This is a genomic window from Hymenobacter sp. NBH84, assembly GCF_014217645.1.
In the GTDB taxonomy this organism is placed as follows: Bacteria; Bacteroidota; Bacteroidia; order Cytophagales; family Hymenobacteraceae; genus Hymenobacter; species Hymenobacter profundi.
In genome coordinates this window covers 2,002,803-2,029,325 of sequence record NZ_CP043644.1, presented here as the reverse complement: position 1 = coordinate 2,029,325, position 26,523 = coordinate 2,002,803, and the positions used below count along the sequence as shown (strand labels likewise).

23 protein-coding genes are annotated in these 26,523 nt (G+C 57.1%); 7 read left to right on the top strand and 16 right to left on the bottom strand.

Going from position 1 to position 26,523, the window contains the following annotated elements; all coding sequences use genetic code 11:
- Positions 1-35 precede the first annotated feature (35 nt).
- Positions 36-881, bottom strand: a complete 846-nt coding sequence (locus F1C16_RS08570; protein ID WP_185283908.1) for an SDR family oxidoreductase — start codon at positions 879-881, stop codon at positions 36-38.
- A 107-nt stretch (positions 882-988) separates the two neighbouring features.
- Here F1C16_RS08570 and F1C16_RS08565 point away from each other — a divergent pair, with 107 nt between their 5' ends.
- The gene (locus tag F1C16_RS08565; RefSeq protein ID WP_185283907.1) at positions 989-1,858 is read left to right on the top strand and encodes an SDR family oxidoreductase; all 870 of its coding nucleotides are present in this window, start codon (positions 989-991) and stop codon (positions 1,856-1,858) included.
- A 182-nt stretch (positions 1,859-2,040) separates the two neighbouring features.
- Here the strand turns inward: F1C16_RS08565 and F1C16_RS08560 are convergent, their stop codons facing one another.
- Positions 2,041-2,895, bottom strand: a complete 855-nt coding sequence (locus F1C16_RS08560) for a DUF1571 domain-containing protein (protein ID WP_185283906.1) — start codon at positions 2,893-2,895, stop codon at positions 2,041-2,043.
- 63 nt (positions 2,896-2,958) lie between these two features.
- Complete coding sequence (locus F1C16_RS08555) at positions 2,959-3,258, bottom strand: hypothetical protein (RefSeq protein ID WP_185283905.1); 300 nt, start codon at positions 3,256-3,258, stop codon at positions 2,959-2,961.
- Positions 3,259-3,365: 107 nt separating this feature from the next.
- Between F1C16_RS08555 and F1C16_RS08550 the strand changes: the two genes are divergently transcribed.
- On the top strand, positions 3,366-4,121 hold the full coding sequence (locus tag F1C16_RS08550; RefSeq protein WP_185283904.1) for a glycosyltransferase: 756 nt from the start codon (positions 3,366-3,368) through the stop codon (positions 4,119-4,121).
- A gap of 152 nt (positions 4,122-4,273) precedes the next feature.
- Here F1C16_RS08550 and F1C16_RS08545 read toward each other — a convergent pair whose 3' ends face one another.
- Positions 4,274-5,572, bottom strand: a complete 1,299-nt coding sequence (locus F1C16_RS08545) for an amidohydrolase family protein (protein ID WP_185283903.1) — start codon at positions 5,570-5,572, stop codon at positions 4,274-4,276.
- Positions 5,573-5,680: 108 nt separating this feature from the next.
- The gene (locus tag F1C16_RS08540) at positions 5,681-7,915 is read right to left on the bottom strand and encodes a S46 family peptidase (RefSeq protein WP_185283902.1); all 2,235 of its coding nucleotides are present in this window, start codon (positions 7,913-7,915) and stop codon (positions 5,681-5,683) included.
- 168 nt (positions 7,916-8,083) lie between these two features.
- On the opposite strand from F1C16_RS08540, the gene F1C16_RS08535 reads away from it, so the two are divergent.
- Positions 8,084-8,605, top strand: coding sequence for a DUF421 domain-containing protein (locus tag F1C16_RS08535; protein ID WP_185283901.1), 522 nt, complete (start codon positions 8,084-8,086; stop codon positions 8,603-8,605).
- Between the two features lie 150 nt (positions 8,606-8,755).
- Here F1C16_RS08535 and F1C16_RS08530 read toward each other — a convergent pair whose 3' ends face one another.
- From F1C16_RS08530 to F1C16_RS08500, 7 genes are all read right to left on the bottom strand, one after another.
- Positions 8,756-9,253, bottom strand: coding sequence for a YkvA family protein (locus tag F1C16_RS08530; RefSeq protein ID WP_185283900.1), 498 nt, complete (start codon positions 9,251-9,253; stop codon positions 8,756-8,758).
- A 133-nt stretch (positions 9,254-9,386) separates the two neighbouring features.
- A complete protein-coding gene (locus F1C16_RS08525; protein WP_185283899.1) occupies positions 9,387-12,452 on the bottom strand; it encodes a T9SS-dependent choice-of-anchor J family protein in 3,066 nt (1,021 codons plus the stop codon).
- A gap of 202 nt (positions 12,453-12,654) precedes the next feature.
- Entirely contained in the window at positions 12,655-13,851 is a 1,197-nt protein-coding gene (locus tag F1C16_RS08520; RefSeq protein WP_185283898.1) for a hypothetical protein, read from the bottom strand.
- Positions 13,852-13,991: 140 nt separating this feature from the next.
- Positions 13,992-14,825, bottom strand: coding sequence for a type 1 glutamine amidotransferase (locus F1C16_RS08515; RefSeq protein ID WP_185283897.1), 834 nt, complete (start codon positions 14,823-14,825; stop codon positions 13,992-13,994).
- Positions 14,826-14,940: 115 nt separating this feature from the next.
- Positions 14,941-16,044, bottom strand: a complete 1,104-nt coding sequence (locus F1C16_RS08510; protein WP_185283896.1) for a carboxylate-amine ligase — start codon at positions 16,042-16,044, stop codon at positions 14,941-14,943.
- 261 nt (positions 16,045-16,305) lie between these two features.
- Entirely contained in the window at positions 16,306-17,316 is a 1,011-nt protein-coding gene (locus F1C16_RS08505; RefSeq protein ID WP_185283895.1) for a RimK family alpha-L-glutamate ligase, read from the bottom strand.
- A gap of 158 nt (positions 17,317-17,474) precedes the next feature.
- Positions 17,475-18,185, bottom strand: a complete 711-nt coding sequence (locus F1C16_RS08500; RefSeq protein ID WP_185283894.1) for an esterase family protein — start codon at positions 18,183-18,185, stop codon at positions 17,475-17,477.
- A gap of 136 nt (positions 18,186-18,321) precedes the next feature.
- Between F1C16_RS08500 and F1C16_RS08495 the strand changes: the two genes are divergently transcribed.
- On the top strand, positions 18,322-19,212 hold the full coding sequence (locus F1C16_RS08495) for an esterase family protein (RefSeq protein ID WP_185283893.1): 891 nt from the start codon (positions 18,322-18,324) through the stop codon (positions 19,210-19,212).
- Positions 19,130-19,846 (top strand): DinB family protein, encoded by a 717-nt coding sequence (locus tag F1C16_RS08490; protein WP_258049077.1) that lies wholly within the window; start codon positions 19,130-19,132, stop codon positions 19,844-19,846. Before F1C16_RS08495 ends, F1C16_RS08490 begins: the two co-directional genes overlap by 83 nt.
- Positions 19,847-20,207: 361 nt before the next feature.
- Here the strand turns inward: F1C16_RS08490 and F1C16_RS08485 are convergent, their stop codons facing one another.
- Complete coding sequence (locus F1C16_RS08485) at positions 20,208-20,831, bottom strand: helix-turn-helix domain-containing protein (protein ID WP_185283892.1); 624 nt, start codon at positions 20,829-20,831, stop codon at positions 20,208-20,210.
- Between the two features lie 164 nt (positions 20,832-20,995).
- Positions 20,996-21,430 carry a DUF3127 domain-containing protein gene (locus tag F1C16_RS08480; RefSeq protein WP_185283891.1) on the bottom strand — a complete coding sequence of 145 codons (435 nt, stop codon included), beginning with the start codon at positions 21,428-21,430 and terminating at the stop codon, positions 20,996-20,998.
- A gap of 162 nt (positions 21,431-21,592) precedes the next feature.
- On the opposite strand from F1C16_RS08480, the gene F1C16_RS08475 reads away from it, so the two are divergent.
- A complete protein-coding gene (locus F1C16_RS08475) occupies positions 21,593-22,552 on the top strand; it encodes an isoaspartyl peptidase/L-asparaginase family protein (protein ID WP_185283890.1) in 960 nt (319 codons plus the stop codon).
- A 136-nt stretch (positions 22,553-22,688) separates the two neighbouring features.
- Complete coding sequence (locus F1C16_RS08470; RefSeq protein ID WP_185283889.1) at positions 22,689-23,285, top strand: hypothetical protein; 597 nt, start codon at positions 22,689-22,691, stop codon at positions 23,283-23,285.
- Between the two features lie 39 nt (positions 23,286-23,324).
- Here F1C16_RS08470 and F1C16_RS08465 read toward each other — a convergent pair whose 3' ends face one another.
- On the bottom strand, positions 23,325-24,287 hold the full coding sequence (locus F1C16_RS08465; RefSeq protein ID WP_258049076.1) for a cyanophycinase: 963 nt from the start codon (positions 24,285-24,287) through the stop codon (positions 23,325-23,327).
- Between the two features lie 91 nt (positions 24,288-24,378).
- Entirely contained in the window at positions 24,379-26,175 is a 1,797-nt protein-coding gene (locus F1C16_RS08460; protein WP_185283888.1) for a M1 family metallopeptidase, read from the bottom strand.
- Between the last annotated feature and the right edge of the window lie 348 nt (positions 26,176-26,523).

The window sequence follows — 26,523 nt, the reverse complement described above, 5'->3', positions numbered from 1 at the left end:
CGGTGTGTTGCTCGCTAAGCGGCACAGCCAATGCACTAGCAGTGCTTCATGGCCTCGTTCAGGTCATCAAACTGAAACATATAGCCGGTTTCCTGACGCAGCAATTCGCTGTCGATGCACTTGCCCAGGGTTTCTTCCTCCGCGAAGGTAGGGGGCGCGAGTTCCAGATGAGCCGCGGCGGCGGTGTAGAACTCCTGCCGGGTAGGGTGGTGTGCCGCGCTGGCATTGAAAGTACGCCCCCAGGCGCGCTGGCGGATAATGCGGCCGAGAATGCCCAGACAATCGGTGAGGTGGATGAGGTTGACGGGGGCCTGAGGCTTGGGCAGACCGGTACGGCCCGCCAGGAAGCGGCCAGGCGCGCGTCGGGGGCCAATCAGGCCGGCCAGGCGCACCACGGTGGTGGCGAAAGGTGCATCGGGAGCGGTAAACAGGCTCTCCGCCCGCAGCAATTCCGAGTTGGCGTCGGGGGCGGCCAGGGCGTCGGTCTCAGTCATGGTGCGGGGCTCGTCGGCATACACACCGGTGCTGCTCACAAACAACACGTGGCGCACGCCGCAGCCAATGGCAGCTTGGTATACGGGCTGTAGCAGCTCCACGTAGTGTCCTTTGGCGGCGCTGGGTGGCACGTTCAGTACCAATACCCGCGCGCCGGTGAGCATCGTGTGTAGCGTGTCTTGGTCGGTGGCGGTAAGGGTAGGGCCCAGCTCCAGCAGGTAGGGCGTAATGCCCGCGTCGCGCATTTTCAGGAGTCGGCCGGGCGTGGTGGTGGAGCCAGCCACGGCATAGCCTTCTTCCACCAGCGCCTGAGCCAGGGGTAGGCCGAGCCAGCCGCAGCCCAATACGGCAATTAGGGGTTGTAGGGGGGTAGGAGTAGGAGCCATGCGGGGCTAAAGGTGAAGAAAAATTCTTAGCCGGCATACATCTTGGGCAAATCCGACAAATCCCGTTCTTGCATCCTTGCTGCTTCACCTTTAAAAATCCACCTCCTATGCCAGCCTACTCCCAACCCATGCTCCGCGACAACGCCCTGCAAGGCAAAACCATTGTGGTGACAGGCGGCGGCACCGGCCTGGGCCGGGCCATGACCACCTATTTTCTACAACTCGGCGCCAACGTCACCATCACCTCGCGCAAGCTGGATGTGCTGGAAAAAACCGCCGCCGAACTGCGCGAGCAGACCGGTGGCCAGGTGCTGGCCGTGCAGTGCGATGTGCGCAAATACGACGAGGTAGAGCGCATGCTCCAACAAACCATTGACACGTTTGGGGCCGTCGATATACTCCTAAACAACGCCGCCGGCAACTTTATTTCGCCTACCGAGCGCCTGAGCCACAAGGCGTTTGATGTGATTGTAGACATTGTGCTGAAAGGCAGCTACAACTGCACGTTGGCCTTCGGCAAGCGCTGGATTGCCGACCAGCGCCCCGGCACCATCCTCAACATCGTAACGACGTACGCCTCCGTGGGCTCAGCCTACGTGGTGCCCTCGGCGGCGGCGAAAGGGGGCGTCCTGGCCCTCACCCGCTCGCTGGCTGTGGAGTGGGCCAAGTACGGTATTCGTTCCAACGCCATTGCGCCCGGCCCATTTCCGACGGAAGGTGCCTGGAGCCGCCTCTTCCCCGAGCCGCTAGCGTCCAAACTCGACCCCGCTGCCTCGGTGCCCCTCAAGCGGGTAGGCGACCACCAGGAATTGGCCAACCTAGCCGCCTACATGGTATCGGACTTCGCGGCCTACATGAATGGTGAGGTAGTCACCCTCGACGGCGGCGAGTGGCTCAACGGCGCCGGCGAGTTCAACAAGCTGGAAGCCATTCCAGCCCCCATGTGGGACGAGATTGAGAAGAAAATGCGCCGCTAGACCTCGGATTCCTGCGGATTTTTCGGATTACACGGATTTTGTAGACGATTTCAAACAAAAAGCGCTTGCCAAATGGCAAGCGCTTTTTTGATGGGTAACTCAGAAAAATTAAACAGCTCCGACTACACTGTGCAATCGTCCACAAAATCCGTGTAATCCGAAAAATCCGCCTTAATCCGTGATTATAGTTTATACCCCTTATATCCCTTCGCAAACTCCTCCGCCGCAATAGGCTGGTTGGCGATAATGTTCGAAAACTCGAACCGCTCAAACAAGCCTTTGTCGTCCAGCACTTCTACCACAAGCGGCAGCATAAGCTTCTGATCGACGCAGACGGTGGTGCGACGGCCGTAGCCGTTGGGCACTTGAATGGTTTTGCCGGCCGACACGGGTTTTTCGTACGACAGGCCGTTGCGCTCCACAATCCGAAACTCGCCGCAACCAAACTTATTGGCAATCTGCGTCAGCGTTTCAGCTTTGGCGGGCGTGTAGGATACGTACCGAAACTGCGGGAAATTGGAAAGCAGTACGTGGCACGGCCGGCCGGCCACTAGGGTGTCGCCGGTGTAGCGAAAGGAGCGCTCGAAGGCGTGGTCCTGGCGTTGAGTTGAACCGCGGATGATATCGGAAATGCTGCCAAAACCGGCGTCGAGCAGGCTGTGGTGCTGGTCGCGGCGCATGAGGGTGCCGTTGGGGTCCAGGTTGAGCGTCACGTAGGGAAAGCTGTTGGGGTAGACCCAGGCGTCGCCGCTGTTTTGGCCTGTCACCCACAGGGCCTCAATGCCTTTTTGATTGCGCAGATATACCCGTAGCGGGCTGCTGGTGAGCTTCAAAGACGATTGCGCCGTTACGTATTTGCCTTCTACCCGCTCCTTAGCCCGCACCGTGCAACGCAGCGTCTTGAGGTTGTCGATGGCGGAGCTAAGGCGGCTCAACAGCTGCTCGGTAGAAATCTTATCAGTAGGAACCGGGGCAGCGGCTAGCGAAGAAGTCAGCAAAACAACGGCCAGCGTAACCAGCCGAATAGTACGCATCATAGGAAAAATAGGAAGACGTTAGCAGTCGCCCTCATGCACAAACCGCGCCGAATAGCCCGCTGGCTAGTTGAGGCTAATGCGCGGAAACCGAAACGTATTGCTATCGAACACGAATAGCTCGTGCACTTCAATTTGCCAGAAATAAGGGTACAAAGGCAACTGCTCCAACACAGCCCGCGCCTCGGCCTCCGTTTCCCCGTTGATGGTAAGCCAGCCGTGCCGGTAGTCGGCGCTGATGGCGTAGTTTTCCAGCACACTCTCATCCAATAGCTGGCTCACGTGGGCGCGGTGACTGGGAATCAACTCTATAAAATCCTCGGAAAAGTGAGGGGGTAGGGAGAGTGTGACGATGAACTTGGGCATACAGTGAAGCAGATAATGCTAAGTCGGGTAAACGGTACTATTTCGAGAAAGTTGGCTTTCAGCTGGATTGACGCAACTTTTTAGCGGCAATTGTAGAATAGGAAGGCATGCACTTCTCCATCATCACCCCGACCCGCAACCGTCGGCAGTATTTGCCCGAGGCCATTGAAAGCGTACGCGCTACCGTTTCGGCCCCCATCGATTTTTCCTACGAGCACCTGATCAACGAGTTAGCCAGCGACGACGACACCGCGTCCTACCTGGAGGAGCTAGCCGCTCAGGATGGCCCGCCGCTGCGCTACTGGAAGCAGCCCGAAAAAATGCTGCCTGGCCCTGCCCGCAACCAGATCATCCGCGAGGCGCAGCCCGGCGGCTGGCTGGTGCCCCTCGACGACGACGACGTGATGCTGCAACGCAACCTCTACCACTACGCCGACCTCATCCAGCAGAACCCCGACCGCCCGTGGCTGGTAGCCGACTTCCTGCGCATGGACGAGGAACGTCGCTACATGCTGCGCGAAGACTACTACGCCTGGAAATTTGACACGCCCACAGACATGCTGCGGGCCATTTTTCGGGCCGAAAACTTCATCCAAGGCAACGTGTGCTACTCGCACGAGCTGTTTGATCGGGTGGGCGGCTACAGCGAAGACATTGAAATGGCCGAAGACTTGGAACTGTATGTGCGCTTTCTGCTGGCCGGCCACCTGCCCCTTCTTTCGCCCCACATCAGCCACCTGCACCGCTTCCACACCAACAACATCAGCATAGGCGTAGACGCCGAAAAGCACGGCAACGACCTGCGCGTCATCTACGACCTGCACGCGCAGGAGCTAGGTAAGTTGGGTATTGAACGTCCGTAGACTAACTCATTAGCAGCCTATTTACTCTGTCATCCTGAGCTTGCGAAGGACCTTCTCACGCATGAACGAGTCGTTGGTACGATGGTCGTTCTAGCGTGAGAAGGTCCTTCGCAAGCTCAGGATGACAGATTAGTTTTGATGACAGATTAGTTTTATGGCTGTTTATACAACTTATACAACACACCGCCCTTCATCACTAGCCGCACCTGCCGCAGGGCCGTCACGTCGTGGGTAGGGTCGCCTTGCACTGCCACTAGGTCAGCCAATAAGCCAGTCTGGATGCGGCCCCGATCAACTAAGCCGAAGATGCGAGCGTTGCCGCTGGTGGCTTGGCGCAACACGGTCAGGGGCGTGAGGCCGTAGTCCTGCACCAGTAGCTCGGCCTCGCGCACGTTGTCGCCGTGCGGAAATACGCCCACGTCGCTGCCAAACGCCAGCGTGACGCCGCTTTTCAGGGCGGCTTCCATGCTAGTGTGTTTTTGCTGGACGCGTTCGGGTAGAGCGCCCTGGCCTTTGCGCCAGCCCTGGTATTGGGCAATAGCATCGCCGGCCGCTACGGTGGGGCAAAGTGCTACGCCGCGCTGCTTCATCAGTTTGAAAACTTCCAGCGTGCCACCGTCGCCGTGCTCAATGGTTTGCACGCCGGCCAGCGTGGCGCGGCGCATGCCTTCGGGGGTAGAGGAGTGCGCCACCACAGGCCGGCCGGCGGCGTTGGCCGTTTGCACAATCAGGTTCAGCTCCTCCTGCGAGAAGGTAGGGCGGGCCGGTTCGCCTTTGCCCCAACGGTAGTCGGCGTATACTTTGATGATGTCGGCGCCGCGCCCGATTTGCTCGCGCACGGCCCGCATCACACCCTCGGGGCCGTCGGCTTCTTGGGCGCCCTGGGGTACTTCTACGTCGGTGGAGAGCTTGGGGCCGTAGCTGCCAGTTGCTACCAGCGCCCGTGTGGCCACCAGCAGCCGCGGGCCGGGAATAATATCTTGATCAATAGCTTGTTTGATGCCTACATCGGCGTAGTCGGCGCCCTCTGTGCCCAAGTCGCGGGCGGTGGTGAAGCCGGCCAGCAGCGTGCGTTGAGCGTGAGCCGTAGCCCGCGCCACCCGCAACGCCTGCGACTCCAGCAGCACTTGGTCGTTCCACGGGGTTTCGTTGTAAGGGTGCAGCAACAAATGGGAGTGGCCTTCTATCAGACCCGGCAGAAGGGTAAGGCCCGGTAGATCCAGCGTACGGCCGCCGGCAGGTGTAGGCAGGCTAGGGCCAACTGCTGTAATTCGGTCGCCTTCTACTAGCACCTGCCAGCCAGGGTGTAGCGTTTCACCATCGAAGACGGCGGCGGGGCGCAGGAGGGTAGGAGGAGGTGTAGGTTGAGCTAGCAGTGGTTGTGCGCTGCACAACAGAAAGCCAAGTAGGAAAAACCAGCAGTATCTGTGGCTGTGAGAAAGCGAGAGCATAAAGCGGAAATATATTCTTGGTCAATAAACACAAAAAAGAGACGTCAGTAGCTGACGTCTCTTTGTAGGTAGGGGTAGGGTACAAGAGGTTGTTCTCTACTACTGGCTCTACGCTTTTTGTTTGCGCTTGCCCCTCTTCACTTTCGCTTCCTTCGCTGGTTTGCCGTTGGCTTCCGGTTTGCCTACCAGCGTCATTTCCTGAATGAGGCGTGTGGCGCCGGCGTATTTATCCACTACAAACAGCATGTAGCGCACATCGAGGGTGATGTTGCGCACCTGGTCGGGGTCGAACATGATGTCGGACATGGTGCCTTCCCAGTTGCGGTCGAAGTTGGTGCCGATTAGCTCGCCGCGGCCGTTGATAACGGGCGAACCGGAGTTGCCGCCCGTGGTGTGGTTGGTGGCAATGAAGGCCACCGGCACGGTGCCGTCTACGGCGTAGAGTCCGTATTCTTTCTTCTGGTACAACTCCACGAGGCGGGCCGGCACCTGGAAATCAGGATTGGTGGGGTCAGCCTTTTCCATGATACCGTCGAGGGTCGTGTAGTACTCGTACTTCACGCCATCGCGGGGCTCGTAGCCGGCTACCTGGCCGTAGGCCACGCGTAGGGTAGAGTTGGCGTCGGGGTAGAACGTTTTGTCGGTCTGCATTTGGCGCAGGCCGGCAATGTAGGTGCGCGACAATAGCGTGATGTTGTCGTTGGCAATTTGGTAGGGCGGCAGGATGTTGGCCCGGTAGTTCGTCACGATGGCGCTAGCTAGCTGATAGGCCGGGTCGTTGGTGAGGGCTGCCACGTTGCCTTTAGCTACCTCATCGAGCACAGCGTTAGCGCTTTCCGGCGTCGTCAGTCGGGATTTGCTGTAGAGATAGTCGGCGTAGGCGGTCCAACCGTTTTTACCCGGATACTGCTTCTGCAACGTCTTCACGTAATCGGGTAGCAGGGTAGACGGCGTATTCTCGGCGTACAGCGCCAGCAATGCCGCCGCTACTTTCTGATCGGTAGATTTGCTGTAATTCCGGAAGAAGCCATTTACGCCGGTTTTGAGTTTCTGCACGGCGGCGGTGCGGTCGGCGGCGTTTTTGATATCCACCACGGCCAGCAGGCTATTGGCATACAGCATTAGTTCCACGCCCAAGGCGGCTTCTGTCACGTAGTCGCGTGCCAGCGACACGTCACGCTCGGCGCGGTAGTTTTTCTCAAACTCCGGCAACAAGTTGGCGTAGGCGGCGCGGCGGGCGATATCGCCCTGGGTGGTCCACTGCTGAAAGCGGGCTTCCTGCTCCTGCTTGCGCGCCACGGCATCCAGGCGCTTCAGGCCGCGCATCTCGCCTTGCCACTTCTTCCAGTAGTTGGCCAGCGAGGCATACTTGGCGGCGTACTGAATCCGCACTTTATTCGAAGCCTTCATGTCGGCGTCCAGAATTCGCAGCTTGGTGTCGCGCACCTGCACCTTGGCCGGGTCCGAGAGGGAGTAGATTTCGTCTACCCCCCACGAAGTCAGATACTCGTTGGTGCGGCCGGGAAAGCCAAACACCAGTGTGAAGTCGCCGGGCTTGATGCCGCCGAGCGAGATGGGCAAATGGTGCCGGGGCTTAAAGGGCTTGTTCTGGGGCGAGTAGGGGGCCGGCTTGTTGTCAGGGCCGGCGTAGATGCGGAACAGGGAAAAGTCGCCGGTGTGGCGGGGCCACATCCAGTTGTCGGTGTCGCCGCCAAACTTGCCGATGCTGCTCGGTGGGGCGCCTACCAGGCGCACATCTTCAAACACCTCGGTCACAAAGAGATAGTACTCGTTGCCGCCGAACATAGGCCGCACAAAGGTGCGGTAGTGAGTGCCTTGCACGGCCGCCTGGGCCACCTGCTGGCTGTGCTGCTGCACCAGTCGCTCGCGGGCATCTTCTGAAATACCGGTGGCAGGCACGTCTTGCAGCACTTGCTTGGTCACGTCCTCCATGCGCACGATGAAGGTAGCGGTGAGGCCCTGGTTGGGCAGCTCCTCGCTGGGCGACATAGCCCAGTAACCGTTGGTAAGGTAGTCTTTTTCGACCGACGAATGGCTCTGGATGGAGCTGTAGCCGCAGTGGTGGTTGGTGAGCAGCAGGCCCTGATCGGAAATGATTTCGCCGGTGCAGCCGCCGCCAAACTGTACCACGGCGTCTTTCAGGCTGCCTCTGTTGACGCTGTAAATGTCTTCGGCCGTCAGCTTGAGGCCTTTTTTCTGCATATCAGCTTCGTTGAGCTGCTTGAGCAGTAAGGGAAGCCACATGCCTTCATCGGCACGGGCGGAGGGTAGGAAGAAAAGGAAGGTAAGGGCCAGCAGCGCCAGCCGATTGGTAATGGGCATGAACAAAAATTGGGTGAACGAAAGCCCAAAATACAATTTTTGAAGGGCTTTTATAGCTCGTTTCACAGGTAAACGCTTCACCTGTTTATTCAAAAAAGACCGTCGAAGCAGCAAATTTTGCGTAGAACAAGCAGAATAATTACTTCTACTGTCTTACTTCCACTAGGTATGTTTTTTAACGGTTGGGCCGGCGTAGGCCGCACGGTAATAATGGCTGTTCTTGTGTACGTAGCCATCATCCTGCTGATTCGCATCACGGGTAAGCGTACACTAGCCAAAATGAATGCCTTTGATATGATCGTAACTGTTGCTTTGGGTTCCAGCCTGGCTTCGGTAGCATTGTCAAAAAGCACACGGCTAGTGGAAGGCATAGTTGGCATTGGTACGCTACTGGCACTGCAATTTGTTGTATCGTGGCTGTCGGTGCGCTCTAAAACGGTGCGTAAGCTGGTAAAATCGGAGCCGCGCTTGTTGTTTCACGAAGGCAATTTTCTGGACAGCGCAATGCACGACGAGCGTGTAACGCACGACGAAGTGCGCTCGGCCGTGCGCAAAGAGGGGGGACTGTCGATGGAAAAAGTGACTGCCGTGGTACTCGAAACCGACGGCACCTTCAGCGTTATCAAGCGCCCGGATGATAACAGGGCAGAATCAGCCCTCCAAGGCGTTGACGGAGTTGAGCAGAAGTGAAGATGTAGTTGCGTTTTTCAGCTATTCCAACAAACCTACGCCTGTCTCTCGTCGCATGAAGCACGACGAAAGACAGGCGTGCGTAGGTTTGTTGGAATACTGATGACCAGCAATTAGCTACTAGACTTGTTCAGGAACAAGTCTATTGATTTATGAGTGACCCAACTCCGCTACGGCGGGTAGCTCCTTGTTGGGACGGGCCGGTGCTTGGGCATCTTCGGCTACTTTGGCCGAGGCTTCTTCCCAGCTCTGGAAGTGCTCCAGCTCCACCCGGAAGCGGTCCATAAACCAGGCAATCAGGGCGGCATCATCCAGGAAGCCCAAAATGGGTAGGGCGTCGGGCACCAAGTCAATCGGCGACAACACGTAGAGCAGCACCGCCAGCCCCGACACGATAGTGGAAGTGGAAATCTGGCGGTAAGAGCCGTTGATATAAGACGTTACCAACCGAATCAGCAGCCGGCCCACGTCGATTACCTGTTGGATAGGACCTTTTTTACTGTCTTGGTCGTCGAGCTTTTTTGCTACGTCGTGCAGGGCGGTAGCTACTAGGAAGGGCTTGCCCAGCATTCGGGTAGCACGCCCCATGAAGGCGGAAAAGATGGCGTTTTTGGCGATGCCAAAACCTTTTTCGGTAAGTGAGGACATTGGGATAGAGTAAGAAAATGAGAGTACGAAGGGATGTACGTAACCCCTCCGGTTGCCGTTGTGTCAGGCCCGAAACGCAAAAAAGCCCGCCGAAATCGGCGGGCTTTCTGTGCAGCAGGAGCGCGAGGCGGCGTTACTGCTTGATAAAGCGCTTCACGTAGGTCTGCGTGCCACTATTCACTTGAATGACGTACATCCCGGCTTTCAGCTGACCCAGACCTTGATTCAGTTGCTGATTCAATTGCTCCAACGAGCCAGTACCCGTGGCTACCTGGCGACCATCTACGGCCAGCACGCGCAATTGCAGCGTTTTGGCCGTTTGCTCGGGCAGGTTCAGGCGGATGGCGTTGGTTACCGGGTTGGGGTATACTTCAAACTGGCGGTTGGCCAAGGCCTGCTTGGTGGGCGTCGTTACCCCGAAGGTGTAGCGCGTCTGCACGGGGTAGTGGTCTGTGGTGGTGTTGCCATAGTTGGTCACTAGGTTGGCTACGCTCGTCAAAATCTCGGTCGAGTTGGGCACCACCAGCGGCTCTGTGGCTTTGGTAATGACAACGTGGTCAATTACATCGTTGTAGCCTACCGTAGAGCGTTGGCCGGCCAGGCTTAGGGGTAGTGTCAGAGCCGTGTAGTTGGCTACGTCGGTCGTAAAGGCGCTGTACGACGTAGCGGTGGTTGAAAGGCCCGTTGTGATGGTTTGATCGAGGTCGTCGTTGAAATCACCCAAGATGATAACGTTCTTTCCCTTGTAGTTGGCATCCAGCGCTGCCTTCAGGCCATCGGCAGCGTTTTTCCGCCGCTCATACGAGGTAGATGTTGGGCTGGTGTTGGCTTTGGCATGAATCAGGACGAAGGTGAAATGCTGGGTAGCGCCGTTCAGCGTTACGTCGGCATCGAGCAGGTAGGGGAAGCGGCCCGACGACCAGTAGTTGAACTCGGGGCAGTTCTCGGCCTGCGTGCAGCGGAACAGCGACGAAATAGCTACATTTTTGAAAAGAGTGGTGTTATACACAAAGGCCAGTTTCTGCGCGCTGGCATAGTCGGGATCCTGCGCATTATCGGTATACGAGCCAAAGTCCGATACGCGGTAGGTGTAGCCACCGCCCGGCAGTTGCCGCACAATGGTGCCCAGGCGAGCCGTGTCTACTACCTCCACTAGCCCGTAGATGTCGGCCTTCAGCGAGTTAAGAATGGTGCGCACATTGGCTTGCTGCTGGTCTTTGTTGCTCGGGCCGTTTTGCGTCGAGCCAAACCACTCCACGTTCCAGTTCACCACTTCCAGCGTGTTGGCTGTGTTGTAGGTATTGCCCGATAAGGTGACTGTAACCGAGGGCGCATTTGTAGAAGCCAGGGCCAGGCTACCCGTGTAGCTCTGCTGGTTTTGCGTGGGGCGGAAACGCACCGTCAGGGTTTTTGTCTGGTTATTAGCTTCTTCTACCGTATAGGTAGCAGAGCTGCCGAACGTAGTGCCATCTTTCGACACCTGGAAAGCGGCGCCGGTGGCCGTCACCGTGAAGGGCGCCGTTAGGTTGCGGGGTGTTACCGTGAAGGTTTGCGTGGCCGTAGCATTCGCCGCCACGTAGCCGAAATCCAGGCTGCGGGTCGTCATGGTCAGCAAGGGGGCGGGCGGAGTAGCCGAGTTCGTCAGGCTGATGTCATCCAGCGTCCAGCGGGCACTTTCCTCATCTGAAGAAGTATATATGAAGGCCACATACGTCGTCTGGCCTTTATACTCACTCAGGTCTACACCAGCGGTTTGCGTCCAAGTATCAGAACCAATGGCGGGGAAGCTCACATCCAGATCCGTCCAGGTTACGCCGGTAGCTAGCGGGTTACCTGTGCCAGAATAGTTAGTCGAAACTCGTAGTTTCAAAGGAGGGCCATTGAAAGCTGCCCGGCTCCAGAACGAGAGGAGGGGGTAGGCAAATGTAGATGTATTGAAGGCCGGGGAGATAAACCAGTCCTCGTTCGGAACATTCGTGTTGCTTGCGAAGCCATTGATCTGTATACCGTTAGGCTTGCTGGCTTTGCCGGTGGCATCAGTGGCATCGTGCCCAAAGGGCGTGCAGGCCCAGGTTTGCGCGCCGGTCACGCTATACTGCGCCCAGCCACCCAGTGCGGCCGTACATTCATCAAAATTGAAAACCAGGTTGTTGGGGTCGATGCCCGTACCGGTTACCGCCACGGTTTGGTCGGCGGCACCAGCCGAGGTATTGGTAATCGTGCCCGATACGGGACCAGCCACGGTCGGCGCAAAGCGCACGTACACCATTTGGGCCGTCGCCAGCTCAGCCGCAGCATAGCTCAGGGTAGAGCCAAACGTGCCGGTAGCGGTTTTGGAAACGCTGAAGCCGCTAGGGGCCGTAACAGTAGTAGCGCCCGTGAGGTTGGCCCCCGTGAGCGTGTAGCTGCTGGTGGCAGAAGTAGCTGCCAGGTTGACGCGGCCAAAGCTCAGGCTGTTAGGCGATACAGTAAGGGTAGGCGCGTCGGGTGCCGGCGTATTCCAGGTCAGTGAGAAATCATCGATGGCCGAGGTAGGCCGGTTGTTAGACCCTGTGGTTGGATCTGGTGCTACAATCCGAATCCAGACAACATCGTTAATATTATCGAGTTGATTACCAAAGTCAACGGCGACGGGCGTACTGCTAAAGGTGCTATTCCCGGTTGTGAACGTGGCCCCTACTGGTGTGAAGGCTGTAGGTGTGGCCCCCGTAGCATAGTCTACTCGCCAGGTAGTGGTACGGGTAGAGGTAGCATCCAACGACTGCAACAGGAAATTTAGTTTGAAGCCTGTGCGGGCGCTGGTATTGGCAACTTGGAAAACGAAAGCCGGGCCGGCATTCGTGCTGCCATCCGCAAACGAGCCAGTCTGCCGTACACCGAGCGCCCGGTTGGTGGAGGCACTTTGCGCGGTAGGGTCCGCAGCAGAGGTTAATCCCGTGGCGGAAGCGAAGTTTTTAAAGGCTCCGCTGGTATTATTCCACGCCGTTGCGGCGGTGGTAAGCGTTGCCGCTTCGCCCAGAGCTCCGGCTTTGGCACCCGTGCGTACGCTGAAGCCTGCGGGCAGACCAGTGCCAATCTGGTCGAAATTCTCAGTGAATGAACTGCCGGTTAGTGTTATCTGAGCTGATGCACCTTGTATACCACACAGCATGGTAAAGGCTACAACAGCGCTTCGTATAGTAAGTAAAGAGTGTTTCATGAAAAAACGGATTAGTTACAAAAGAGACACGTAAAAGTACCCACGCTAGGCGCGGCGATATGTTAAGATAGTATTATTAAATAGAATATTACTTGGCAGCTTGCCTATGCGTGGGTGTAAGCAATTGTTAGCTAGTGAATAACACAGAAACGCCGCTCCCCAAAGGAAGCGGCGTCAATGGCTCGCAGTAGTATGCAATAGGCTATTGGGCAAATAGGCCCACCGTGCCGCCTACCCAATCCTTGTTCTTATTGAAGTCCACGCCAATCATGGCGCCGCGGCTGAGGCGGGCCAGGTTGGTGAGTAGCACCGGGCGGGGCGCGTTTTCGGGCCAGTTGTACAGCAAGCGGATTTCACACTTCACCAGCTCGCCATCATCGGCTCGCACCACAGGCTCGTAGGCTACTTTACGCTGCAAGAGGTAGTTATGCTTGTCCTCGATGGCATCCAGCTCGGCGGGCGTCACGTGCAGCTTCACACCGGCTCCAGCAAAGGAAAACAGGGGCTTGAGGACGTAGTTTTCCAGATCGGTGGGGTAGGCGGTTAGCTCGTGCAGGTAGTGGCTGGACGGCACAAACGGGCTGTGCAGCAGCGGCAACGTGTATTTGCTGATGCGGAAAAACCAGTTGGGGTGCCCTACCCAGGTCACGTCCACATCCTCGTCGGTGAGGCGGAACTCCAACGGCAGGTCGGGATAGCGCAGCAGCTCGTCGAAAATCAGGCGGTTGTAGATGCGCTTGATGTCGATGCGGCGGCCGTCTTTTTCATAGTACAGCTGTCGGCCGTCTTTGCGTACGTCGGTGATGCACACGGCTTCTACCCCCAGCTCACGCTTGGTGAGGGCAAAGTCGATGCGGGTTTTCTGCTTGTCCGGAAATAGCTCTAGTAGTACTACGTTTTCCGGGTTTTCGTCGCCCACAATCAGCTCCCGCAGCGCCGCCAAGTAATCTGCCGAACTCAGCCCACCAAACAAGTGCGTCACCGAATCGGGTACCGGAAAAAACTTCCGAAACGTGTGGGCCAGATAGTCCTGAAACACATAGAGCGATGGAAAACCTTGCAGCTCAATCAGCTGCGGCTCCAGTTCGCCTTGCGCATCACGGCACACAGCAAAGTCGATAGCCAGAAATTGGGTGTGCGCGTCTTCGTGGGGTACGCGCTGGGCTGGCGGCACGGCCGCTTCGGTGCGTTCCTTGAAATTGGGCGCTACCAGCACATCAATAATATCCTCGCCCGCCTGCAACAGCTTGTCGCGCAGCACAGAAGGTATGAACACCGGCGTTTCCGCTACTCGAAAATCCAATTGTCCCGGCAGCTCCTGATCCACGGAGTCGATCAGCTCCTGAAACCGTTGCGGCGTGAAAGCCGCGTTATACGTCTGGCGAAATTCAGGAATCATGCGGGGGAGGGGTTGGGGTAAGATAGGGACAATAGAACGTCATGCTGAGCTTGTCGAAGCATCTCTACCGTGAGTAATTTCTGTTGAATGAAACGAAGCGGTAGAGATGCTTCGACAAGCTCAGCATGACGTTCCTGTATTTACAAGGTAACCGGCTGATCAACAGCCGTAAGCGCCGCTATAGATTGTCGCAAAAAGGCCGGCACCAGAATGCGTTCAGTCAACTCAATGGCTTCGGGGTCTTGGAGCAGACGCACCATATCGTCGTATTTCTGCTGACCGTGCGTGTCAATCACCTGCTGGCGACGCTCTGTAGTCAGCATGTAGTGTAGCATGCCTTCGCCATCGGCTTCGGGGTGAAACTGGGTGCCTACCATCTCCGGCGTGAAGCGCAGAGCCATAATGGCCCGGTCGAAAGGCACGTGAGGCCGGTCTTTTTCCATCGCCAGCACCTGCACGCCCAACCGCCGCAAGTGGTCCTCATCGGGATTCGTCACTTGAAAATCGCGCGAGTCGACGGCCATGAACGGGTCAGGCAACAGGCCCAGCAAAGGGTCTTGCTGGCCGGCCTCGGTCATGTGCATTGGGAAGATGCCGAAGGAGGTAGACTTACGGGCGCTCAGCTCGCCTACCTGCAAGTGGCGGCTCACCAGCTGGAAAGAGTGACAAATCAGCAACACGTACTTTTTCTGCTCGTGCGTGCGGTTCCAGGCCAGCAATTGGTCGATGAGCGCAAAGTAGGGTGTTTCCCAAGGCTCGTCGGAGGGTAGGGGTGAGCCGGGCCCGCCCGATGAGAGGTAGATATCGTAGTCGAGGCCCGGCAGCGCCACCTCGGCGCGCACGTTAAACACGTCGTAGGTGACGGGCACGGCCACCTCGGCTTGCAACTGGTGTAAGATCTTCAGAATACAGCGCATTCCCTGATTCGGGAAATTGTTGTACATATCCAGAACGGCAATTTTCAATGATTTCATGCGGTAGCAACTGCCCGACTTGCAAGCCGGGAATAATGGCAAAAAAGCAGAGCAACAGCAAAGATGTGGCCGAACCTGCCTCAGGTTCCAACGGGGAAGCCTGACAGGTAGAACATTACAAACCGTAAGAGGTTTCCTGCACAATGAAATCAACGACTTTCTTCAGGTCACCAGTCTCGCGGAATACCTTTAATTGGCGGTCGGCGCCGGTACCCATTTCCATCATTTTGTGGATGTACTCTACCTCGTGGCGGCTACCCAGCTCATCCAGCACGTCGTCCACAAAGTCCAGCAGCTCCTGAATCAGATTGCGAGTGGGTAATTCTTCCTGCTTGCCAAAATCGATGAGCTTGCCGTCGAGGCCGTAGCGGGCGGCGCGCCATTTGTTTTCGTTGATGAGGGCCTTGCGGTATTGTCGGAAAGTTAGGTTGCTGATCATCAGCTTATACACCTTCGCTACTAGCGCCTGCATGAGTGCAGCCATGGCCACGGCTTCGTCCACGCGCAGCATCATATCGCACACGCGGTACTCGATGGTGTTGAAGAACGGATGCAGACGCAAGTCCCACCAGATCTTCTTGCCATTATCAATACAGCCCGTCTTGATGAGCAGGTTGATGTAGGCATCGTACTCGCTGGCGCTGCCAAAGTGCTCAGGAATGCCCGTACGCGGGAAACGCTCGAATACCTTAGTTCTGAAGGATTTATAACCGGTTTCGCGGCCTTCCCAGAAGGGCGAGTTGGTACTTAGCGCGAAGATGTGGGGTAAGAAATAGCGCAGGGCGTTCATCATGTATACGCCCAACTCGCGGGTTTCTACGCCCACGTGCACGTGCATGCCAAACACCAGGTTGGAGCGGGCGGCATCCTGTAATTCCTCTACAATTTTGTCGTAGCGGGCATCTACCGTAATGGGCTGGTCCTGCCAGCGCGAAAACGGGTGCGTGCCCGCGGCCGCAATTTGCAGCCCTACCCGGTCGGCCAGTTCAATCACCTGGCGGCGCAGGTGCGTTACCTGGTGGCGGGCCTCTTCAATATTGTTGCATACCGTAGTGCCTACCTCCACCACCGACTGGTGCATTTCGGCCTTCACCTGTTCCTGCAAAATCATCTTGCCCCCCTCCACAATCTGCGACATGTGGGAGCGAAGGTCGCGCGTTTCCGGATCAATCGTCTGAAACTCTTCCTCAATTCCGAGGGTGAAAACCGGCTTACCCATGATGATAATAGATTAGAAATGAACGAATAGGGTGGTAGTTAGGGTAGGGTTTTAGGGAAGTTGGAAGCCTAGGCTATAAGATGCCTAAGCTAGTTCCACTCAAAAAAGGAGGGGTGCCCGCAGGGCGGGGTGGTAAAGTCGTTGAACAATACTAGAACTAGAAAGCTAAAAGGACTAACTCTAGCTTTCGTTCTTGCGGTTTTACCACCTCGCCCTGCGGGCACCCCTCCTTAAAAAAGAGGGAAATTCTAACTCTCGCTCTTAGCTTTCTTTCTTAGCAGTAGCCGTTACCTTCTTCGGAGCAGCAGGTTTCTTAGCTGGTGCCGCGCCTGCCGTTGGGTGTACAAATGTGCCCCAAGTAAGGTTATCCTTGCCGGGCTTTTGGGCTTGAGCACGCTTGATGGCCATGTTGGCCGCGGTTTCCACAACCCACTCAAAGTTCTCCTGGCCCACAGAATTGATATCCGCATCGGGGGCAGGGTTGCCGAAGTCAATAGCCAACGGAATACCGTCGCGCACAGCAAACTCTACCGTGTTGAAATCGTAGCCAAGGCCCTGGTTGAGCTTCAATACATAGTCTTTCATGGTAGCCAGCAGCTTTTTGCCCGCGGCGCCCGTGGTTTTCATCTCGGTGGCGTAGCGCTGATGGAACTCGTTGCGGGGCTCGTAAGGCATGATGCGCACATCCTTACCACCAATGCAGTAGCAGCGGAAATAATCGGTAAACTCCACCGCTTCCTGGAGCAACATCACCAGCTGGCCGGTTTCGTTGTAGGCGCTGAAAAACTGCTCGGGATTGTCGAGCTTGTACACGTTTTTCCAGCCGCCACCCGAGTGAGGCTTCATGAATACGGGCCAGCCCAGCTTCTCAAACGCGGCGTCCCAGTCCATCCAGTTCAGGTTGCGGAACGACTGATCTGAGGTGTCGTCGGGGCGGTTTTTGGAGGGTAGGAGCAAGGTTTTGGGCACCGGCACACCCAGTTGTACAGCCAGCGCATTGTTGAAAAACTTCTCGTCGGCCGACCACCAGAACGGGTTGTTGACGACAGCCGTGCCGCCCAGCGCAGCATTTTTGAGGTAGGCGCGGTAGAAGGGCACGTCCTGCGAAATCCGGTCGATAATGACAGCGTAATCGGTTGGAACGCTTTGCTCAACTAGGCCAATCTGCACAAACTCGGCCTGTATGCCACTGGGCGCTTTCTCATTTACGCGGTCAACGAATGCCTGCGGAAAGCTGTTTTCCCGGCCGAAAAGAATGCCAATTTTTTTCATAGTGTTTTAGGGGGTTAGGGTCTTGATTAAGTAGGGCCTCTAGCCCGTCAGAACGCCATTCCGAGCTTGTCGAGAAATCTCGCGTGCTGATGAAAGATAGGAATTCTCACCAAGCGAGACTTCTTCCGCTGGTCGAAATGACGTTTAAAAAGGGAGTTTTACGCTTCAATTTGTGCTAAATATTCCGGGAACATGTCGCGCCACACAGGCCAGTCGTGGGTGCCGTAGGGGCGGATGTCGAGCCAGTGGCGGATACCCTTGCGGTTCAGGATTTCCGACATTTCGATGTTGCCCTGCTTACAAAAGTCGTCTACGGCCGAGCCCAGCACAATGCCTATCTGGTAGAAATTGTCGTCCTGCGCGGCGGGTATGTAGGCTGGTGGGTTGTTATAGTAGAGGTCGTCGTTGTGGTAGCCGCCCAAGAAATTGCTGATGTCAAACTTGGCGCCCATGGAGAACATGTAACTGATCTGCGCTGGGTGGCGGAAGGCAAAGTTGAGGGCGTGGTAGCCGCCAAAGCTGCACCCGGCCACCGCTACTTTGGCCACGTTGTTTTCGCGTTGCAGCTGTGGTACCAGCTCCTCGGTCAGCATTTGGTCGTAGCGGATGTGGTTGTGCAGGCGCTCCTGGGGTGGCAGGTGTTGCCCATACCAGCTGTAGCCATCCACGCTATCAACGCAGTAGAGGCGTATTTTACCACTGTCGATCAACGAAGCAGCAGCTTCTACCAAGCCAAAATCCTTGGCCTGATAATAGCGCCCACCAGAGGTTGGGAAGACGATAACGGGGTAGCCATGCTCGCCGAAAACCAGCATTTCAACGTCGTGACCAAGCGCGTGTGAGTAGAAGGGACGGTAGGTTTCCTGCACGGAAAGAGAGAGTTGTGAAATGGGAGATCAGAAATATTCAGCTATAAACTTTCATTTCTCCGGGTAATCTACGGCATGGAAGCGGAATAAAGTACCTTGCGACCTTAAAATCGTTCGTGAAGCTATTCCCCGGCGAATGAATCAGCCCGTTCCTCTTCCTACGCAAAACACGGCTGTCACGGTGGTTCGCCGTCTGCGCCTCGCCTCGCGAGCCCTGCGCCGCACTGTGCGCTTCGATGTGGTGTTGCCGCCCAGCTATGATGCTGCCGCGCCCGCGCCCTACCCTGTGCTCTACCTCAACGACGGGCAGGACCTGCGCCGCCTGCACTTGCCGGCTACGCTCAATGCGCTCTACCGCCACCGGGCGGTGCGGCCATTTGTGCTGGTAGCCATTCAGGCGGGTGTAAGGGTGCAGGAGTACGGCACCGCCGCCTACGCCGACTACCTGGGGCGGGGCAGCCGCGCCAAGCATTACACCGAGTTTCTGCTCACCGAAATGCTTCCCTATGCCCAGGCGCGCTACCACGTGAGTGCCAATCCGGCGGAGGTAGTAGTGGCGGGCTTCTCTCTCAGCGGGCTGGCGGCCTTCGATTTTGTGTGGCACCACCCCGAGGCCGCGTTGCGGGCGGGCGTATTCTCGGGCTCGTTTTGGTGGCGCCGCCGCGCCCTCGACCAAGGCTACACCGACGCCGACCGCCTGATGCACCTGCTCGTGCGCGAGGGGCAGCCTGCGCCCGGTCAGCAATTCTGGCTGCAAACCGGTACCCTCGACGAAACCAACGACCGCAACAACAATGGCATCATCGACGCTATTGAAGACACGTTGGACTTGATGATGGAACTGGAACAACATGGCTTGCACTCTAACCGAGAGGTACGCTATGTGGAGGTAGTAGACGGCCGGCACAACCAAGTCACGTGGGGCCGCATCCTCCCCGATTTTTTTGCAATGGGCCTTCGGGCCAGCGGAGATACGGGGGTGGCTGACATCGGAAGAACTGCTGGGCAGCCGCCGGGTGTGGGGTAGCCCCAGCCGCTTGGCGCGGCACCGCCGCCGGCTGCGGCCGCAGCCGCCTACCCTACCGCCCTATCCAGAAGCCGCTAGCCTCGCCGATTTTCCCATGCAGCCCGTTATCCAACGGCCACAGCCGGGGCAGTACCCAGCGTATTTCGATGCCTCATACATTCCCCGCGTGCCGATGGGTGCCAACCCGTTGGTGCAAATGGAGCAGCAGCTCCGCGAGGTGCAACAGGTGATGGGCCAACTCACCGACGAGCAAGCCCTTACCAACTACGACCCTGGCAAATGGAGCATTAAGGAGATGTTGCTGCACGTGCTGGATTCCGAAAGAGTATTTGCCTACCGCGCCCTGTGCTTTGCCCGCGGCGAGCAACAAACCCTACCCGGCTTCGACCAGGACGCCTACGCCCCCGAGGCCGGTGCCAATAACCGGCCCCTGGCTGATATTTTATCGGAATATGCCGCCGTGCGGAGCGCCACGCTGGCGCTGTTTCGCTCGTTCACGCCCGCACAGCTAGATAGAGTAGGCTTCACGGCCAGCGGCCCCGTAAGTGTGCGGGCACTGCTGTTTGCCATTCCTGGCCACGAGGCGCATCACCTGCACATCCTGCGCGAGCGATACTTGCCACTGTTGCCGTAAAGCCCTACTTTGCGCACAACAAGGGCATATTTCTCCGCGTTAAGGGAGAAACTTAACCTGATTCTGCCACCCCTAACCCAGTGTACCATGGCCAAAGCACAAGACGCCCGCAAAGAGAAAAAAAAGGAGCCTGCCAAAACCACCAAGGAAAAAAAGGCTGCTAAAGACGAAAAGAAAAAGCTCCGCGACCGGGCAGAGTAGCGGTGAAATTGTGAATGCAAAAAGCCGTCTGTCATCCTGAGCTTGCGAAGGACCTTCTCACGCTAGAACGACCATCGTAACAACGACTCGTCCAACGGGCAGAAGGTCCTTCGCAAGCTCAGGATGACAGACGATTTTTTGCATTCACAACTTCGCTATTTCACAGTGTATAATACGGCTCCCGCTCCTTGTCGTGGTGGCGGATGTAGCCGTGGAGCGTGAGTTTGATGAGGGTGCGAAAGGCCCGTCGCTTCCCGATATTTAGCAGTTTCATATACTGCGGCAGCGTGATGCGCGTGTGCGTGCGTAGGTAATCCAGTACGGCCGACTCCTCTTTGTTTAGTGGCATCCACTCCACGCCCGTGCTTGGCTCACTTCGTTCTAACACCTTCTCGGTGAGGTTGCTGGCTTGCACGCTTTCATCTCGCACACGCACATAGCTGCGCCAGTCGCCATCGGCTACCTGGGCACGGTGCGGCTTGTGCGGACTTTCCGGAACCGTTACAATCAGCACGATTCGGTCGTCTTCCTCTACCTCCCGAAAGCGCAAATCGGTAAGCGGCGGATCCACGAAGTGCTCGGCTGCTTGCCGCAACACGTAGATTTCCTCCTCCGCATCGCGCACGCCCACCACGCGCCCGTCGTCGTCGACGCCTACCAACACCTGCCCGCCGTGCGTGTTGGCCAACGACGCCAGCGTGCGGGAAATACGCGTGGGGTGGGTAGTCTTCTTCTTGAATTCCAACCGCTCGCCTTCGCCTTGCTTGATTAATTCTTGCAGCATTTTCTTACGCTATTTGCTAGTAGCTGATGGCTGCTAGCCTTCTGTAAGTATGAAACGAGAAAAAGCCACTTTCCGGTCGGAAAGTGGCTTTTTCTTGTAGGCAAGCCTACTGGAAATTTAAACGACAAGCCAATAGCTAGCAGCCATCAGCTAACAGTTTAAAATTAGAAAGGCAGGTCGTTGTCGTCGTCGCCGGCGATGGGGGCAGCGGGTTGCGCCCGCAGGTTGGGGTTTTGGTTTTGCTGGGCAGGAGCAGCGGCGCGAGGCGCAGCAGCTGGCTGCGAGTAGCCACCACCAGCGGCCGGAGCCGAAGCACCACCCGAAGCAGCCTCTAAACGCCACGCTTCCAGGTTGGTGAAGTACAACATCTGGCCGTTTTTATTGAAACCACGACCACGCAGGTTGAAGGTCACTTTAATCTCGTCACCGATTTTGTAGGGGTCGATGAGCGCGGTTTTGTCTTGCACCAGTTGAAACTTGATATGCTCAGGGTACTGACCATCTATAACCTCCAGTACGAACTCGCGCTTGCGGAATTTCTCGCTCACCTGTTGCTCGTCGAAAATCTCGTGCAGGCGGCCGGTAGCATCGTAAGCCATAAAACAGAATATTAGGGAATGTGAAAACAGTTAATCAAACGTACGAAAAAAAACCGACGGCGGCCACGTTGGGCGGGTATCTTGTACGGGGTAGAAGCCGGGAATGGGTAGGATAGTTTGCGTACTTTTCGGCCGATTTCTCCCACTGTTTTTCGTCTGCTTATGTCTAATACCTGGGCGCTGGCCCTGCACGGTGGCGCCGGCACCATTGCCCGCACCTCCATGACTGCCGAGGCCGAGCGCGCCTACCGCGCCGCCCTGCAAGAAGCCCTCGAAGCCGGCGCCGATGTACTCCGCCGCCACGGTTCCGCCCTCGACGCCGTGGAGCAAGCCGTGCGCCGCCTCGAAGACTGCCCCCTGTTCAACGCCGGCCGTGGGGCCGTGTTCACCCACGAGGGCCACCACGAAATGGACGCGTCTATTATGGATGGTCGCACCGGCCTGGCCGGCGCCGTGGCCGGCGTGCGCGCCGTGCAAAACCCCATTCGGGCTGCCCGCCTCGTGATGGAGCACACCGACCACGTGCTGCTGGCCTACCCCGGTGCCGATGAGCTGGCCCGCCAGCACAACCTACCTACTCAACCCGCCGAGTACTTCTTCACCCAGCACCGCTACGACCAGTTGCAGGAGGCGTTGCAGGAAGGCCGCATGCGCCTCGACCACTCCCAGGCCCAGCTACCCAACGAAGACCCCAAAAAGAAAATGGGCACCGTGGGCGCCGTGGCCCGCGACCAGCACGGCCACCTGGCCGCCGCCACCAGCACCGGCGGCATGACCAACAAGCGCTACTCCCGCATCGGCGACTCGCCCATCATCGGCAGCGGCACTTGGGCCGACGACCGCACCTGCGCCATCAGCTGCACCGGCCACGGCGAGTATTTCCTGCGTGCCGTAGTGGCCCACGACATTGCCTGTCTGATGGAGTACCGCGGCCTGAGCCTGGCCGAAGCCTGCCGCATCGTAGTACACGACAAGCTGGCCCCGGTAGGCGGCGAAGGCGGCCTAGTAGCAGTAGACTCCGCCGGCCACGTGGCCCTACCCTTCAACTCCGAAGGCATGTACCGCGCCAGCCTAACCGATACCACTCCTATATATATAGGTGTCTACGGCGACGAAGGGTAGGAACTATATATAATAAGGAGTGGATGGCTGCAACGGGTTGTTATTGGTGGCTACTCCTTATTGTATATAGCAGTGTAATTTTTGCTCATATACTCATAATATAAGAATAGATCGGGCAGTTCAGCTACCTCCCCTTATGATAGAAGGTTACATTTATGGATTAGGTATTCTATTACTATTTCTCTTTATCGTGGCCGGTGGGCTGATGAATTTTGTGGTTCTCCCTTGGGTAATATTAAAGGCATTCTTCTGGAGTGATTGGGCACCACAAGCTTTAAAGAATGTAGTATGCTGGGCCTTGGGGGCGATATTACTTGTATTCTTCGTGTCCTTGGGCTGGAACTGGCACCTAAGGCAGGAGGTGGAAGCCGAGCGCCACTGGCCGCCTGTACGTCTTACAGTACAACAACCTGGTCTGTTAGCTTTTCCTTTAGGTCGAGGCAGAATTGAACAAGTTCATTATGGCAAAGAACCTGTATTAGTAGTATCAGGTGACTTAGCCGTTGAAGGTAGGTTACGAGCATATTTTACAGCTAGCACTGGTTCCGTGTCCCGCAATGAAACCAATACCGTGAAGGTGAGTACTGAAAAAGAAGATGCTACACAGGCCACGGGACGGTCGGTCTATGATCCTAGCAGTCGTACGGTAAGTGGATCTTTTAGCTTCGTGTTGCCATCAGGTAAACGGCTATCTATTTCATTTCCGCCTACCCCGATTGTTGCACATCAATAGATAGATTACAAAATCTAATGGATAAAGAGAGCCGCCCTTCTAAATTAGATTTAGAAAGGCGGCTCTTCCTTCATAGATAAGCTTAAGAACTCCTACACCTGTCCCGGCTGCTCGACAGTCACCGTTTCGGCAAAGTTGGTTTTGCCGGCGTAGAATTTTCGCTCGTCGATATCGTACACGTTGCCTTTGGCCAGCACGTGCATCGTCATGTTCTCCACGGATAGCGCCGCGCCTTTTTTTAACGACGGCCGCATTGTTGTGCTGAATGGTATGGCCATCCATGATGATGACCAGGTTGGAGCCGATAGTCTCGATGATGTTGCCGCCGGTGATGAGCACGCCCGTGTCTTCACCCAGCCCAATGCCGATGAGCTTGGGGTGCAGGCTCACGGCTTCGATGAGCCGGCCGAAGCGGCCGCGCTTCACGAAGTGCGAGTCAATCACCACGTCGTCGATCAGGCCCAGGCCGCTGCCGATTTTCACGGCGCCCTTCATCAGCGCATCCGGCACAGAGCCGCCCCGAATCATAATCTTCGACATGGCCATGGCCCCGGCGCTGGTGCCGGCCACCACAAAGTTCGACTCGCGGTGGTAGCGGGCGTTCAGGATTTCCAGGAACTCGCCTTCCCCAAACATCTCGCGCAACCGCGACTGGTTGCCACCGCTGAACATCACCACATCGGCGCGGCGCAGACGCTCCAGGTACATGGGGATGCGGGCGTGCTCGGGCGTACGGATATCCATCACGCCCACGTTGCGGCAGTTCAGCATGCCGAACGAGGAAACGTAGATCTTGCCGATTTCTTCCGGAATCATGGAGGCCGTGGTCACTACCTCTATGCGCGGGTCCTCCTTGCCCGACTCCTGCACCACACGGCGCAGAATGCCTAGCTCAAAAAAGTTGAGGTAATACTTTTTGCGCACACTAGCGCTGGAGTAGGTGCCTTTATCTTCGTTGCCACCGATGGCAATCAGCTTACCGAGGGGTTTTTGATTGTTCAACGTTACGACTGTTTTTTTATCAACTCACAAAATACAACGCACCGGTCCAGGCTGCAAGCATCGGGCCGGAGTAATGATGCCTGGTTTAGGGTTATCTAAGCAGCGCATCGAGGGTGTTAGTGGCTACGGCGTGGTAGTTGGGCCGTGCCTCCGCATAAATTTGCCGGGCGCGCTCCTGGCCGCCGGGGGTAGCCAGCACTGCCCGGTAGAGCGGCACCAGAAACTTGCGCCGACCCACGCGCACCAGAAATTGGTGCAGGGCCGCGTCGGCCGGGGAGTAGCCGGCGGCCAGCGCCAACGGGAACCACGCCGCCAGGATTTCGGCGTTGCCGGAATGGGTAAGGTCGAAGGTGTTGTCCAACTCTGCCAGTTGGGCGTGCGTCAGGGAGTGGGGGAGACCTTGCAGGAAGTGTACCCACTCGTGGCTGCTCCAGTCGGCAGTGGATAGGGTAGGAGCCGCTTTGCCCTCCATCCATTGTTGCCGGGCGGCATCTACTGCATCGAAGCGGGCGGAGGCTACGGGCGGCGCCACCCCCGGCACACCCGGACCGTTTATCCAGGCATCGAGCTGAAGCTTCTCTTCTAGTCCGGGCTCTTGGTCTAACAACGCTTGCCGCAGATAAGTTATGAAGCTCGCTGTATCCATGGACTGAAAGCTGTGGCGAGTGAAGTACTCCTTAATAAAGGAGTCGAGGCGCGGGCGGCCTACCAAGTGCTCTAAGGTGAGCAAAAAGTAGTCGCCCTTTTCGTAGGCAATTTCGGTCATGCCCTCGTCGGGGTCGCGCCCGGTCAGGTGCAGACGCAAGTGCGTGTCTGCACTAGTAGGGCCTAGCTCTACGAGGGTATGCTGCAAATCGGTAAAGCCTAATACTTGCAACATATCGGCATACGTGCGGCCATATAGCTGCTCCATAATACGCCGCTCGAAATACACCGTAAAGCCCTCATTTAGCCAGAAATCGTCCCACGTGGCGTTGGTAACTAGATTGCCCGACCACGAATGCGCTAGCTCGTGAGCCACCAAACTAGTTAGGCTTCGGTCCCCGGCTAAAATCGTGGGTGTAACAAATGTTAAACATGGATTTTCCATACCACCAAATGGGAAAGAAGGCGGAAGTGTCAACAAATCGTATCGACCCCAGCGGTAGGGGCCATACAAATCCTCGGCGGCGGCTACCATTTTTTCTAGGTCCACAAACTCGTGCGTGGCTAGGGGTAGAGTAGCCGGTTCAGCGTAGATGCCAGTGCGCTCACTTAGCGGCGCAAAGGCCAGGTCGCCGACGGCCAGCGCCATGAGGTAGGCCGGAATAGGGTAGGGCTGCCGAAACTGATAGCGCCCGGCCGCATCAAGCTGCTGCGGATTATCGGTGGCGCTCATTAGGGCCAGCAGGTGGGCGGGCGTTTCAATGTGCGCCTCGTAGGTGAAGCGCACACCCGGCGAGTCTTGGCACGGCAGCCAGGTGCGCGCCAGAATGGCCTGCGACTGGGTGAACAGAAACGGCTGCTCGCGCCCGGCCGTTTGCTCGGGCGTCAGCCACTGCAAGGCCGCCGCGCCCGGCGTGGTGCGGTAGCGGATGGTCACGTGCTCGGTGGTTGGCTCTAGGGTAATGCGCAGTGCCTGTCCCAGCACCGGATCGGTGGGAGCTAGGCTGAAGGGAGTAGGCTTACCCTCGGGGCCGCCGAGTAGCACGGCCTCCACCAGCAGGTCGCGGGTGTCAAGGTAGAGCTCGGTGGCGCCGGCTGGATTGTGGAGCTGCCAGGTAGCATGACCCGCCAGGGTACGACTAGCAAAATCAACACGCAGCTGTAACTGTAAATGACGAACGCCTACCTCGCCCAAACGGGCATAGCTGTGCGAGTCGGAAAGAGCGGGAACGAAAGAAGTCATAAAAGAAATAGAAAGCGGCCGACAGTCCAATGGTTGTTGGGCCGCGTGGCGTGAGTACGGGTAGGGTATACGACTGGCGCGCCAAGCAGAGACGGAAGGCTACCATTAAAATGCGGAAGAACAACTGAGCGCCACACGTGCCGCAACACCCCCCCCCGACGCTCAGTGAGACGACCTACTCATCCGGAGGGCCTGCCCAATTGTAGACTGAAGATGTGCGTGGGTGAGACAAAACTCCTACCTTGCATGTTGATGAGATGAGCCCTGCCTCGGAACGCAATAACCCTACGGTAGCGTTTGGAGTAGAACGGGCACGCGCCGCATCCGATGGTCGGGAATAATAATTCC

What these genes read in the sequence shown, in the direction of transcription:
- F1C16_RS08545 (WP_185283903.1), bottom strand. Translation starts at nt 5,572, where the DNA reads ATGCTCTCGCTTTCTCACAGCCACAGATACTGCTGGTTTTTCCTACTT.
- F1C16_RS08560 (WP_185283906.1), bottom strand. Translation starts at nt 2,895, where the DNA reads ATGATGCGTACTATTCGGCTGGTTACGCTGGCCGTTGTTTTGCTGACT.
- F1C16_RS08460 (WP_185283888.1), bottom strand. Translation starts at nt 26,175, where the DNA reads ATGACTTCTTTCGTTCCCGCTCTTTCCGACTCGCACAGCTATGCCCGT.
- F1C16_RS08535 (WP_185283901.1), top strand. Translation starts at nt 8,084, where the DNA reads ATGTTTTTTAACGGTTGGGCCGGCGTAGGCCGCACGGTAATAATGGCT.
- F1C16_RS08475 (WP_185283890.1), top strand. Translation starts at nt 21,593, where the DNA reads ATGTCTAATACCTGGGCGCTGGCCCTGCACGGTGGCGCCGGCACCATT.
- F1C16_RS08470 (WP_185283889.1), top strand. Translation starts at nt 22,689, where the DNA reads ATGATAGAAGGTTACATTTATGGATTAGGTATTCTATTACTATTTCTC.
- F1C16_RS08495 (WP_185283893.1), top strand. Translation starts at nt 18,322, where the DNA reads ATGAATCAGCCCGTTCCTCTTCCTACGCAAAACACGGCTGTCACGGTG.
- F1C16_RS08485 (WP_185283892.1), bottom strand. Translation starts at nt 20,831, where the DNA reads ATGCTGCAAGAATTAATCAAGCAAGGCGAAGGCGAGCGGTTGGAATTC.
- F1C16_RS08480 (WP_185283891.1), bottom strand. Translation starts at nt 21,430, where the DNA reads ATGGCTTACGATGCTACCGGCCGCCTGCACGAGATTTTCGACGAGCAA.
- F1C16_RS08515 (WP_185283897.1), bottom strand. Translation starts at nt 14,825, where the DNA reads ATGAAATCATTGAAAATTGCCGTTCTGGATATGTACAACAATTTCCCG.
- F1C16_RS08520 (WP_185283898.1), bottom strand. Translation starts at nt 13,851, where the DNA reads ATGATTCCTGAATTTCGCCAGACGTATAACGCGGCTTTCACGCCGCAA.
- F1C16_RS08565 (WP_185283907.1), top strand. Translation starts at nt 989, where the DNA reads ATGCCAGCCTACTCCCAACCCATGCTCCGCGACAACGCCCTGCAAGGC.
- F1C16_RS08550 (WP_185283904.1), top strand. Translation starts at nt 3,366, where the DNA reads ATGCACTTCTCCATCATCACCCCGACCCGCAACCGTCGGCAGTATTTG.
- F1C16_RS08510 (WP_185283896.1), bottom strand. Translation starts at nt 16,044, where the DNA reads ATGGGTAAGCCGGTTTTCACCCTCGGAATTGAGGAAGAGTTTCAGACG.
- F1C16_RS08530 (WP_185283900.1), bottom strand. Translation starts at nt 9,253, where the DNA reads ATGTCCTCACTTACCGAAAAAGGTTTTGGCATCGCCAAAAACGCCATC.
- F1C16_RS08570 (WP_185283908.1), bottom strand. Translation starts at nt 881, where the DNA reads ATGGCTCCTACTCCTACCCCCCTACAACCCCTAATTGCCGTATTGGGC.
- F1C16_RS08525 (WP_185283899.1), bottom strand. Translation starts at nt 12,452, where the DNA reads ATGAAACACTCTTTACTTACTATACGAAGCGCTGTTGTAGCCTTTACC.
- F1C16_RS08555 (WP_185283905.1), bottom strand. Translation starts at nt 3,258, where the DNA reads ATGCCCAAGTTCATCGTCACACTCTCCCTACCCCCTCACTTTTCCGAG.
- F1C16_RS08540 (WP_185283902.1), bottom strand. Translation starts at nt 7,915, where the DNA reads ATGCCCATTACCAATCGGCTGGCGCTGCTGGCCCTTACCTTCCTTTTC.
- F1C16_RS08505 (WP_185283895.1), bottom strand. Translation starts at nt 17,316, where the DNA reads ATGAAAAAAATTGGCATTCTTTTCGGCCGGGAAAACAGCTTTCCGCAG.